The sequence below is a fragment of the Shewanella sp. 8A genome (assembly GCF_023475945.1).
In the GTDB taxonomy this organism is placed as follows: Bacteria; Pseudomonadota; Gammaproteobacteria; order Enterobacterales; family Shewanellaceae; genus Shewanella; species Shewanella xiamenensis.
The window spans coordinates 73965-86576 of sequence record NZ_JAMDJP010000008.1; the positions used below are offsets into that span (position 1 = coordinate 73965).

Consider the following 12612-nt stretch of genomic DNA (forward strand, 5'->3'; position numbering starts at 1 on the left):
TGTACTAGCTCAGACCTAATTTGACAGTCGCCCATTCTTTAGGGAGAAACTGTCAGTTTAGATTTGAGCTAAATTCTTTCTGCCCAAACCGTATTCCCGTCGATTAACCTGTCATAGGTGTTCTCCATCGCTGGCTCAGTTCAGTATTCCAGATAGCCAAAGCGAATGAGAACGATGGTTAGTTATATGGCATGTTTATTGTTACACACTTAAAATTAAACACATGCAAGCAGTATCTCATGCTTGCCTTTTAGTGATAAAGTGCCGTTACTCAAGCAATGTAAGATCTTGGCATTGAGCCATCAAAATAAATCACAGATGTGTGCAAAACAGTTAAATATGGCGACTAGTGTTAGTTGTAGTTAAATTTTTATTGACTTCCCAATAATTTGGTAAAAACCAATTAATTCAATTGGTTATGTTGTTATTTTGAACTAAAATTGAGGAGTCGGATTCCCAGGGTAAGTCATTGGTCTAATTGAAGAAATTATCAAAAATCGGAAGTAATGCAAAAAGTAATGCAGCCCTGTGTTACGTCATTATTAACGATACTTTTCAATGCGTTATGCCATGAAGTAGACTCCCTCTCTCACCGCCACATTCTAAGAACCCGATCACATGGTCGGTTTTTTCTTTTCTATCATAACCTATGAATTATAGTTGCTAAATCCAATGGCTCACCAACCTTTGGCACCTTAAGGTGGTACAAAAGGGTGGTACAAAACGATGGCATTTATGACTCAACCATACCGCGATCTAAAGTCTGGGATCTGGAAAATCCGTAAGGAAATTTCAGTGCATTTACGTCCGTTCCTTGATGACAAATTCGAGCTTAAGTGAAGTCTAGAGACTAATGATGCCTATACTGCCAAAACAACAGCGGGTGGTGTGATTGTGGAGTTTGAGTCAGCTATAGCTTTGTTACGTCAAGAAAAAGAGCAGAAATAACACCAGTACTGTTAGTTTGAGGGGGCAAAGCCATCAGGAGGATTACCATGGACGTGGCGGTCGATCTCGATAAACAAAACGCCTTCAATTGCAGGCGTTCTTCGATGGGTTTAGTCGGTGCTCAATTGTCATTAAAAAAGGCTATTTCTTAACCCATTTGCCTTGAGCATTTTGCACATAGTTGCCTTTGTCTGTAGCAGCGATGGCTTTTTCACCAGCTAATTTGGCGACATCTGCGGCAGAAATATTATTCTTTTTGGCGATGGTTTCGTAGTGGGCGCGGCGCTTGTTGTTGACTTCATCCATCACGGCTTTGGCATCGCTATTATTTTGCACTAGACCTAAATAGCCATTGAGTTGCTCACCTAAGTAACCTTGGGATTTGGCTTCCTGCAATGACATGGCAAAGGCGTTTAAGCTGAATAAACCTAGGCCGAGCAACAGGAGTAATGTTGGCTTTTGTAGCAGGGTCTTGAGTGACATTGATTTCATCGTATATTCCTTAATTCTTTGTGATTAGAACAACTTATCATCTGACAGAAGCTGGTCTAGCTCCTTGTCCACTTTGATTTTTATCTCGTGTTCAATTTTCACATTGAGATTAATCACAATCGGTTTATCCGGCGGCTCAATTTTTACTGTAGGCGCACAGCCTTGCAATGTGCCCAGTAGCAGCAATGCACCTAAACCGACTTGCTGTAATTGAATGATCTTCACTGAGGGTTCCTTTTACTTCACGGATTTTTCGATTCTATCCTGCAGATCGTTACCAATCTGAAGGCTCCTGAATAATTGCAGCATGTTCTCTTCATGAGAGTAATTCAAGTGGATAGGGCGTTCAATCCCTTTGCTGCGACCTTTGACTTCCACTAATAGGTTGGCATCACCAGTTTGATCCATATCGAAACTACTGGATAACTGGCTGTATTCTAAGTGTTCGAGTGCCGAAAATACAAAGTCGAGATAAGGCTGTGATTGACGCATTTGATCGACCGCCGGATTGCCAGATATGGCAATTAAACCGCCAGGCGCGCGGGCCGCTAATTGGCCGCCGCTGATCGACACTTTACCATCGACTAAGTCCACGGGTAACACGCCATCGAATATGCCATCGGCATAGATGCCTATTTGGGGTTGAATTCGCAGTACTTCTTCAAGATTCATGCCCTGCAATAACAAGTAAGCGTGGGATTTATCCTGTAGTTTTAAATTAAAATCCGGTAGTAAAAATTGGCCGTTCAATACTTTACCCTTGGCGGTCATCGACACGTCGGTATCACTTAAGCCCGTGAGTTGTTGCAGCCAATTATCGGGAAGCTTCTCTGCATCTTTGCCTAGGACAATATCGGCCTCTACTTCGATATCGGTCAAGGGGAAGCCGGGATCAAACAAGTTAAAGTTTATCATGGTCTGCGGGCAGTTCAGTCGACTTAAACTGCTGAAATCACCTGATGCTTGCGGCGTTTTATAGGATTGTCCCCAAGTGAACTCGCATTGGGCCTGTAATTTACCGCCCTCGAAGAGAATGTCTTTGTAAAAACCTTCCAGCTCGGTCATCGATTGGGTAATTTGCATCGCAAATTGGGTTTGTTCGGGCTGATGTGTCAGTTTAAATTGTGCCTGTAATTGGTTATGCCCGGTCATATTAAACTCAGTGGGTAACGGCTGGGTTTGATTAAGCAAAGATAGTGCCTCTGTCATGCTGGTATCGGCAACCCACTGGCCAGTTAACAGCAGCGGCAAGTTTGCATTGGCGAACTGCAATTGGTGATGGCTTTGTAGTTGAACATTGCCGACTTGCCAGTGTTCATCGCCGATAAGCGTGCTATTTTTCCAATGTAAATCTTGCTCTAGGACTAAGTTATCCAGCTTAAGCACAGTTTGTTTACGTGTACGTCCCTTCGTCGAGAGCTGCTTTTCAATTGATAACTGTTTGGTTTGCCAGTGGAGTGTATTTTTGATTTGGCTCGATTGAATCGCTGTTAAAAAAGGGTCTTGGCTCGAAAAGTTCACTGCCACGCCCTGTGATACTCCAAGGGAAAAATCCTGCACTGTTATATCGCTGCGGCTACTCAGACTGGTTTTCGTGCTGTTATTTAAGGTCTGCGTTTGGTGTTGTGCATGGGTATTGTCTATTGCAAGTGTTTCTACCGCTTGGCTAAAACGCAGTTGTGCCAGCGCGAGTGACACTGGGGGCAAGTTAAGCGCAAATTGACTCCCCGCCGTGGTAGTCGCATCCTGTGCTGAAAATGATGTCGAGCTAAATGTGAGTGGAGCCTTGGCGTTTAGTTCAATATTGCCTAAGCCCAACTGGGTTTGTTTATTTTGAGGATCAGATGCTCGTGTTGCCTTATCTAGCTGAATATCCCTAAGTGTTAATTGCAGTGTATCCGTTGACTCAGTAGAGAAGGGCGCTGTCTTAAGTTGCCAATCGATGCCTTGGACTGACTGTTTAAGATCCATCGTTCCGGCAGTTTGCAAAGCGCCAGAGCCCCAATTTAACGCTTGAGGTGCATCTTGCCAGCGCTTGTGTAAGTCAAGGTCACGTAAGTTGAGCGGAGTATTTTGTTGAAGCGCGATGTGCCACTGCGTTTGCAACATCCAAGCATCCGACTCTTTGGTTAAGTTATTGTTATTTAAACTAGTGTTGGAGAGGCGAATGTGCGTCTCGAGTTTACTGCCTAAGGTGGATAATTCCACCGTGGGTAAGGTTAACGGCTCATCTGATTTTGCTAATGCATAATGCAGCGGCTCAGTCATCAAGAATGCCAGTCCAATGGGGGACTCGGTGCTTTTAAGCCCTGTGAGTAAAGTGTTAAGCGTTTGATAGTCAGCAGCGTCTAACTGCAAAGAGTGATTTAGGGCATCTAATAACAGCGCTTGTTGGGCGGCATTGGGCGTTAACGCAAGGCTAAAAGGCTCGAGTGTTAGATTCAGTGCTGCTAATGAACCACTGAGATTAAACGCCAGTGTTGGTTGTGGTGCTAAGGTGAAGTCTGCAAAATGCGCCAAAGTGACACTCGGCTGGATAAACTGATGCTCACTCTTTATATCGCCCGTCGGGAGCTTGAAAGTACTTTGCGAGACTAACTGACCACTCAGTGTCATGCCAAGCGCTTGCCATTGTTGATCCCATTGTATCAATTGGCTAAGAATACTGGTTGGCGTTTGGCGCAGGCTAATTTGATGCAGGCTCTCCAGCAGCGGCGCGATGTTCAGTTCACTTTTTAACGTCCATTCATCGCTGCCGAGTGTTGCAGCTAAGCTGATAAGCGACTCGTCTTCATGGCTGAAGGCGGTAGTTAATTGTCCATAATGATTAAGGCTAAGTTTTTCCATCACCAGTTGATAGGCGCTGTGATTGGCTTGTGCCTTTAGCTTCAGTGTGGTTTTACCTATCTCAATTAAGGGTAATGAGTTGATGTTTAGCGCTATTGCGGGCGTTTGTTCATCGGCAATGTTGGGGCTTCGCTCAAAGAGTGATTGACCGAGCTCCACTTCAATCTCACCTGTACTAATGCGTTTGATTTTTTGGCTCAAGACATCAAGCTGGCCCAACTGGAGTAGTTCTGCAATACTTTGGGGCCAGCTTAATGCCAGTTGAATATCCAGATTTTTTACCACTAAGTGCGAGTCATGCACGCGCAGGTTGGCAGAACTGACTTGCCAATGTGCTAAGCCCATTTTTCCTAAGCGAATATCGGTCAGCTCACTGTCCATGCCGCTTAAGGCATAATTGGCGGCACGCAGAATAAGGGTTTCGGTCTCACTATTGACAATCCATACAGTAAGCGCAATACCCACTAACATACCTGCCACTGTGGTGGCGATAAGGCTTTGTTTGACGCGCTTTTTGATTGTTGTTTTGCGTCTAGGCACGCCAGTTCCTACCGCTTGGGAATGTGACGTAGCAGTCGAGCTTGCCTGCGGTGCGGGTTCGGCGCTAGCCTTTTTCAGTGGTATTGGCGTCTTAACCATGTGAGTCGAATATCATCCTTATCATCAATGCGCTGTCGTTCACTCTAGTGCTGGCGATTGGAATACCAGCGATAAAGGGGCGTGGGATGAACGCCAGTTTAACACTCCACTACGTGGCTGACTAATTTTGCGATGGGTCTTGCTATGGGCAAATGAGGTTGAGTGCCTACTCAATCATCTTGATTTTACAGGCACTTATTCTGTAGTGACCTAAACCGATGTTAACCGAATAATTGGGCGCCAATGACGGCAAGGCCTGAGACGAGTGCAAGCACTAAGCCTAATGTTCCCCCTGCGACGCGGTAGCCTTGGGGAAGATTGGCGTTATCCCGTTGTTTTCTTTGTACCCATACCATGGAAACAGGTAAAAAAATCGCGAGGATCACTAGGGCAATTGCCGCATAACCTAGTGCGGTAATAAATCCCTGTGGGTAAAAAAGGGCAAAGCCTAATGGCGGCACAAAAGTGATCGCCGCGGTAATACTGCGACCCGTCGCATTATCTTCTTGCCTTAAGTTGGCGGCTATAAAGTCAAATAGACCTAGGCTAACCCCTAAAAAGGAGGTTGCCAGCGCCAGATCGGCAAACACACTGATCGCTGAGCTTAAGGATTGACTGTGCAGTACACTGGCTAACTGATTGATAAAGCCTGAAAGACTCTGATTTGTCATCAGTTGGCTTTGGCTGAGCACGCCTTGGCTGCCCAGTTGCCACAGCAGGTAAATCAGCAGCGGTAATGCCGAGCCGAGCAACATGATTTTGCGCAGGCTGTTAACCTCAACGCCTAAGTAGCGCACCACGGATGGAATCGAACCATGAAAACCAAACGAGGTAAAAATCACTGGGATGGCCGACACAATAAGCCCTTGCTCCAGCGGCAATTCGAGTAAATGTGTGCCTTCCACCTGCGGCAGTAATAACGCCAGCATCAAGATCAACGCAATGATTTTTAAGCTAAAGAGCAGGCGGTTAATTAAATCGACGCAGTGGGTGCCTAAGCCCACAATCGTACCAACTAGGAGGGTAAATAAGATGGCGCCCGCCTGTGGCGGCAGTGCTAACCCTAACCAAGAGTTGAGTTTTTGATGAACTTGCTCACCACCACCCGCGATGTAGGCGGCGCACAGGGCGTAGAGTAAAAACATCAGGGGACACTGGCAACCACTTGGCCCTTAGCACCCAAAAGCGTGCGGGCTAATTGGTTGAGGCTGGCATCACTCGGGGCAAATTGGTGAATTTCGACCATAAGTAGGGCGGTGTAGGCCATTAATGCCCAGAGGATCAGCATAATCATGCTCGACATGCCAAAGCCTAAGCCTGCAGATGCGATGGGGAGTGCGAGCATGCCCGCGCCAATGGTGGTGCCTGCGATCAGCAGCAAACTGCCGAAAAATTTATTTTGTGTCATAACTTACGCTCAAACGTCTTAATTAATGGCTCGAATATCTCAGCTAAAAGAGATAAAGGCTTAAGCAGAATGGCGGCGCGATACAGCGGCTGAGAGCTGTACCAGTACCAGTACAAAGCGTTGGGTTCGTGGCGCAATCTGCGGATCGTTGGGGATATGGCCACAATGGAAGGTCAGGCGAGTGTGCCTATCTATGCCATTGCGGCTACAGATAGGGATAATAAGCTGTTGTAATACACATAAAACGCGCCTTTGATTGGGGTTAATTCGACACTTAAATTACATCTAATGACTTAATCACATCTAATTGCTTGGTCACATCACATAACGAAGGCAATTCGGCCTGTTTTTAAAATTTGTCTTAAATGTTAATAAGTTGAGTCAACGCCTCGATGCAGGTATCGAGTACGCTGGCTACGATAGGCAGTTAAGATGTACTTGTCAACCATTACAACAGTATTTTGCTGATTTTTTGTCAATTACGGTGTGATGGCTGATGAGAAACTGTGCGGTTTTAGGATTCACTATTTTGGGGGGAAGGATTGTAAGGCGCATGATAGAGCGTGGGATGTGGTGTTGGCTAACACTGCGTAAATAGAAGGTTGTCTGCCGCAGACCAAAAAGGCTTGCGGCAGATACTGGTGCAGTAGTGCTTAGTTTTTAGTTTATTTTTGCAGTGCTTTTTGATGGCGAGCGAGTAGATTAGCCGTGATATCACTTAAGCTCAGTTGTTGATCTTCAAGTAGCACTAATAAGTGGTACATGAGATCTGATGCCTCATTAATCAGCTCTTCTTTATCGTGAGTCGCAGCGGCCAAGGCGGTTTCTAGTCCTTCTTCACCGACTTTTTGGGCGATGCGTTTGGTGCCGCGCGCAAATAAGGAGGCGGTATAGCTCGATTCTGGACTTTGCCCTTTACGTGAGGCGATAAGTTCGGCCAGATTGTTCAAAAACGGGTGAGCTTGACCATCGAGCCAGCAGCTTTCGGTGCCTTTATGGCAGGTTGGGCCATTGGGTAATACCTGCACCAGCAGGCTGTCGTTATCACAGTCTTTATCGATGGCGACCAGTTTTAGGGTATGGCCCGAGGTTTCGCCCTTGGTCCATAAACGTTGCTTAGATCGGCTAAAAAACGTCACATCACCGGTTGCCAGAGTCTGTTCCAGTGCGGCTTTATCCATATACCCGAGCATTAATACCTTGCCTGATAAGTGGTTTTGGATAACAGCAGGGATAAGTCCATCCTGTTTGTCCCAATCCAGCTTGCTAAAATCCGACTTAGTGTTTGTTTGCGTTGACATAGTATTTACTCTTAATCTATTTGTAGAACCTAGAACCTAGAACCTAGAACCTAGAACCTAGAACCTAGAACCTAGAACCTAGAACCTAGAACCTAGAACCTAGAACCTAGAACCTAGAACCTAGAACCTAGAACCGCTCTAGCGTCTAATCGCGATGCCTTCGGCCGCTAAATACTGTTTTAACTCGACGATATTGATAATGGCTTTATGGAACACGCTGGCCGCCAGCGCTGCATCCACCTTAGCCTCGATAAACACATCGCGAAAATGGGCCATCGTACCCGCGCCGCCCGAGGCGATTAAAGGCACGTCGCACAGCTGGCGTATTAGGCTTAACTGTTTGATATCATAACCACCGCGTACGCCATCTTGGTTCATCACGTTGAGCACGATTTCGCCGCAGCCGCGTTTTTGCACTTCTTCAACCCAGTCTTGGGTGTACCAAGCGGTTTCTTTGGTGGCGGCTTCATCGCCGGTGAATTGCTTCACTTTATAACTGTCGCTTGCCGCATCATAAAACGAGTCTATGCCAATAACGATGCATTGACGGCCAAATTCATCCTGTAGGCGTGAGATTAAACTCGGATCGCTAAGAGCTGGAGAGTTGACCGAAATTTTATCCGCGCCAAAGGCCAGTAACTCACGGGCCTGACTGATGGTTTTAATGCCGCCAGCGACGCAGAAGGGGATATCGATTTGCTCCGCCACTCGGCTCACCCAAGACTTATCGACTACACGGTCGTGGGCACTGGCGGTGATATCGTAAAACACCAATTCGTCGGCGCCCTCTGCGGCGTAACGCGCCGCGAGTGGCACTATGTCGCCAACAATTTCATGGTTGCGAAACTGTACGCCTTTGACAACGCAGCCATCTTTCACATCTAAACAGGGGACTATTCGTTTGGCCAGCATTGGATTGCCTCCGCCACATTAAACTGATTGATAAGTAAAGCTTTACCGATAATGATCCCCGCAGCACCACTGTCTCTGACGGCGGCAACATCCTCAAGGGTGGCAATGCCGCCAGAGGCTTGCCACGCGATATTGGGATAGCGGCTGGATAGCTCGCGGTAGAGCTCGGTATTGGCGCCTGTGAGGGTGCCATCACGGCTGATGTCAGTCACCAGCGCATGTTTAAGCCCAACTTGGCTAAAGTCTTCAACGATAGATTCTAAACTCTTACCGCCACCGCTTTGCCAGCCAGAAACCGCAACGATTTTCTCGCCGCTCTGATTGATATTGATATCCAGAGCGAGGCAAATTGCCTCGCTGCCAAACTTGTTAAACCAGCCTTTGACTAACTCGGGCTCTTTGACGGCGAGCGAGCCTATCACCACACGTTTTACCCCAAGGGATAATAACTCGGCGACTTGCTCTTCAGTGCGGATCCCGCCGCCCACTTGAATATTGGCACTTAGCCCCGCTGTCAGCTTGGCAATCAAAGTCGTTTGGCGTTTAGCGGGTTCTTTGGCGCCAGTTAAATCCACAATATGCAGCCATTTCGCACCTTGGTCTTGGTAAGATTGCAACTGGGCCAGTGGGCTTAAATCGAAGGTGGTCTGCTGCCCATAATCCCCTTGGTAGAGCCTAACTACCTGGCCATCAATTAAATCAATTGCTGGAATGATCATCTGTTGTCCTTAATTCCTTGTGTGCATTTGCTGCCGCGCTTTATTGCTGTATGTTGTGGCTGAAAAAAGCTGGCTCAGCCAAACTTAGCGCCCCCAAACTTAGCTCAGTCAAAACTTAATAAGCGATTTATTTACTGCATTTTTAAAAAGTTACCTAGGATTTGTGCGCCCACGGCGGCGCTCTTCTCGGGGTGAAATTGCACGCCCATAAAGTTGTCTTTACCGATGGCGGCGCTAAAGTCCTCACCATAACGGCATTGTGCCAAGGTGTAGTCGCTTAATGGTGCGCGGTAGCTGTGCACAAAATACACGTAACTGCCGGCTGGAACATCGGCAAACAGCGGGTGAACCTGAGACGGATTGCTAAAGGTCAGTTGGTTCCAACCCATGTGCGGCAGAGGTAAACCTTCGGCCTTAAGCGTTTGACGGTCTAGCTCGTCAATTTCGGTTGGAATAATGCCTAAGCATTGGCAATCCAGCGCTTGGCCGCCGCGTTCTTTAGAGAGCAGGGTAAGCATTTGCATCCCTAAACAGACGCCCAGCACGGGTTGAGTTAACCCTTGAATTAATTCGACTAAGGCTTTTTCCGTTAATGAAGCCATGGCGGTGCCAGCGCTGCCGACACCTGGCAGTACTACACGTTTGGCGGCTTTAATGCTGGCTTTGTCATCGGTGACTAACACCTTAGCGCCGAGGCGCTCAAAGGCGAAACGGACCGAGCTTAAGTTGGCGCAACCTGTGTCTATGATGACAACATCAAATTCATCTATGTTTGCTGACATTGGGTTTTCCTATTGATGGGTCAGTGGGGAAGTGGTTTGTCGCCGCATTTCCGAAACTGCCCCTCGTTAAAATCATCAGGCTTTATGTTATTTGCTCACGTACCTATTTTCAGTCAAGAAGCAGATAACAAATGTTTTAGCACGGTGTTAGAGCACGCCTTTACTCGATGGCAACACATCACCTTCGACTTTTACGGCCTGACGCAGCGCGCGGCCCAGTACTTTAAATAGCACTTCGACCTTGTGGTGATCGTTGTCTCCCTCGGCGGCTACATGCAGGGTGCAGCGTAGGCCATCGGCAAAAGATCGGAAAAAGTGCGGTACCATTTCGGTTGCCATTTCACCGACTTTTTCACGTTCAAATTGGGCGGCGAATTTAATAAAAGGCCTGCCGGAAAGATCCAGTAAGCATTCGCCCTTGGCCTCATCCATCGGTAAACTAAAGCCAAAACGGGCAATACCGCGTTTATCGCCAAGCGCTTGGCGCAGTGCATCCCCAATAGCCAATGCGGTGTCTTCAACGCTGTGGTGATCGTCTATCTCGAGATCGCCATCGACATTCACCTCCATTTTGAAATTCCCGTGGGTGGCGATTTGATCCAACATATGGTCGAAGAAACCAATGCCAGTGTTAATGGCGCCTTTGCTGGGATTGTCGAGATCGACAGTCACGCGAATATCGGTTTCCTTGGTGGTGCGTACCACAGTCGCGGTGCGGCCCTTATTGAGTAAGGCATTGGCAATCGCGTCCCAGCCTAGGCTGCCACGCTGATATTGAAAGCTTTTAATCCCCATGGCATTACCCAGTTCCACATCTGTGTGTCTGTCACCAATCACCGCGGACTGGGTAAAATCGATGGTGCCTTGGGTCAAAAAGTCTTTTACAAGTCCTAGTTTGGGTTTGCGGCAGCTGCAATTTTCATCGTTAAAATGCGGGCAGATGAGCACATCTTCAAACTTAACCCCTTGGCTAGACAGGATTTGCATCATCATATTGTGCGGCGCATCGAAATCTTCCTGCGGGAAGGAAGGGGTACCGAGTCCATCCTGATTGCTGACCATTACCAACTTAAAACCGGCTTTTTGCAGGCGCAATAAGGCGGGGATCACTTGGGGCTCGAATACCAGTTTGGCGAGGCTATCGACCTGTTTGTCGGTGATGGGCTCTTCAATCAAGGTGCCATCACGGTCGATAAAAAGTATTTTCTGGGCGACATTTGGGGTAAATACTGGGTTCATGCTGCTACCTTTCAATTCAGTTTGTTATCTTTATAAAATCAGTCTATTAGGCCAATGCTGTTACAATACTTGCACCCAAAGCTCACAGCTTTTGCGATTCAAAGAGTGACACTAAGCGGTCGGTGTCAGACTGAGAGCTAAAGCTAAAACGAATGGCTTTAGCTAGCCTTGGGTCCTTATAGGCCCGCGCGACAATGCCATTGTCGATAAGCAGTTGTGCCACTGTTGCTACGTCGTCAAACTCGGCTAAGACATAGTTGCCATTGGGTTTTAGCACGGCGCCGCCCCATTGCTCGCAGTACAAATTCAGCGCCGCCGCGAGTCGCTCTCCCTGAGTATTGAGCGCTTTGACTTGGGTTTTCATCCGCGCAATCCCAGCCGCTGACAGCGCTTGCACGGCCACTTCACTCACGGGAAGTGGCACGGGATAGGGCGCAATTACCCGCATGATGATTTCGATAATTTCTTCATTGGCCAGTAAAAAGCCGCAGCGCGCGCCTGCTAAGGCAAAGGCTTTTGAGAGGGTGCGCAGTACAACGAGATTTGGGTAAGTCTCAAGTAAATCCGCCACGCTATATTCTGGGCAAAACTCGATATAAGCCTCATCGACGACAACAATGGCATCGGGCAGGGCTTGGATGGCTTGCTCTATGCGCGCCTTGTCAATCACAGTGCCGGTTGGGTTATTAGGATTGCAGATAAACACTAACTTAGCGCCGCGCGTGGCCGTTGCAAAGTCGGCAGGGAGACCGTATTCAGCCGTTAAGCTTAATGCCTTAACGCCCACATTAAAGGTTTGCGCGCTAATGGCGTACATGCCGTAAGTGGGCCCAAAGGTCGCAATGGAATCGATGCCTGGGACACAAAAGGCCCGGATCAGCAGTTCGATGGCCTCATCGGCGCCGCGACTGGCGACAATTTTGCTCTCCGCTACACCGCTGTATTGGCTGTAGGCATTGATTAACGCGGGCGGTTGGCACTCTGGGTAACGATTTAACTTAGTTAAATCGAGTTCGGCAACGGCTACATTATTGAAGGGCGATTCGTTAGCGTTGATCCAAATATCCCCACGACCACCTAGCCTGCGAGCACTTTGGTAAGGCGTTAACTTGAGCAGTTCGGGCCGCGCAAGACGTGCGGCAAGGGTTGTTGGCTCGATGCTTGTGTTATCGAGAGTATTGTTATCGAGAGTGTTGCTGGCGCTATTGGCGCTCGAAACCTTTGTTACTGGCACATTGCTCGTTGGCGCTTGGCTAATTGGCACTTGGCTCATCCTATATCATCCTAAGTCTTGCTACGGCTTTCATTAACGCTGAAGCGTACTG

General features: G+C 47.8%; 9 protein-coding genes and 1 pseudogene. All 10 read right to left on the reverse strand.

Annotated features, from left to right (window positions below):
* Positions 1 to 1089: 1089 nt before the first annotated feature.
* Positions 1090 to 1440: a YdbL family probable chaperone protein gene (locus M0413_RS08155; protein WP_203431807.1), complete on the reverse strand. Its 351-nt coding sequence runs from the start codon at positions 1438 to 1440 to the stop codon at positions 1090 to 1092.
* A 24-nt stretch (positions 1441 to 1464) separates the two neighbouring features.
* Positions 1465 to 1665, reverse strand: coding sequence for a YnbE family lipoprotein (locus tag M0413_RS08160; RefSeq protein WP_249553756.1), 201 nt, complete (start codon positions 1663 to 1665; stop codon positions 1465 to 1467).
* Positions 1666 to 1677: 12 nt separating this feature from the next.
* Complete coding sequence (locus tag M0413_RS08165; RefSeq protein ID WP_249553758.1) at positions 1678 to 4926, reverse strand: intermembrane phospholipid transport YdbH family protein; 3249 nt, start codon at positions 4924 to 4926, stop codon at positions 1678 to 1680.
* Between the two features lie 221 nt (positions 4927 to 5147).
* Positions 5148 to 6334 (reverse strand): annotated as a pseudogene (locus M0413_RS08170) (aromatic amino acid transport family protein).
* 665 nt (positions 6335 to 6999) lie between these two features.
* Positions 7000 to 7635, reverse strand: a complete 636-nt coding sequence (hisIE, locus tag M0413_RS08175) for a bifunctional phosphoribosyl-AMP cyclohydrolase/phosphoribosyl-ATP diphosphatase HisIE (RefSeq protein ID WP_037427777.1) — start codon at positions 7633 to 7635, stop codon at positions 7000 to 7002.
* 138 nt (positions 7636 to 7773) lie between these two features.
* A complete protein-coding gene (gene hisF, locus M0413_RS08180) occupies positions 7774 to 8547 on the reverse strand; it encodes an imidazole glycerol phosphate synthase subunit HisF (RefSeq protein WP_218738573.1) in 774 nt (257 codons plus the stop codon).
* On the reverse strand, positions 8529 to 9266 hold the full coding sequence (hisA, locus tag M0413_RS08185) for a 1-(5-phosphoribosyl)-5-[(5-phosphoribosylamino)methylideneamino]imidazole-4-carboxamide isomerase (RefSeq protein WP_249553760.1): 738 nt from the start codon (positions 9264 to 9266) through the stop codon (positions 8529 to 8531). The genes hisF and hisA overlap by 19 nt, the downstream gene beginning before the upstream one ends.
* Before the next feature lie 131 nt (positions 9267 to 9397).
* On the reverse strand, positions 9398 to 10048 hold the full coding sequence (gene hisH, locus M0413_RS08190) for an imidazole glycerol phosphate synthase subunit HisH (protein WP_249553762.1): 651 nt from the start codon (positions 10046 to 10048) through the stop codon (positions 9398 to 9400).
* Between the two features lie 147 nt (positions 10049 to 10195).
* Positions 10196 to 11287, reverse strand: coding sequence for a bifunctional histidinol-phosphatase/imidazoleglycerol-phosphate dehydratase HisB (gene hisB, locus M0413_RS08195; RefSeq protein WP_249553764.1), 1092 nt, complete (start codon positions 11285 to 11287; stop codon positions 10196 to 10198).
* Positions 11288 to 11369: 82 nt separating this feature from the next.
* A complete protein-coding gene (gene hisC, locus M0413_RS08200; RefSeq protein ID WP_249553766.1) occupies positions 11370 to 12560 on the reverse strand; it encodes a histidinol-phosphate transaminase in 1191 nt (396 codons plus the stop codon).
* Positions 12561 to 12612 lie beyond the last annotated feature (52 nt).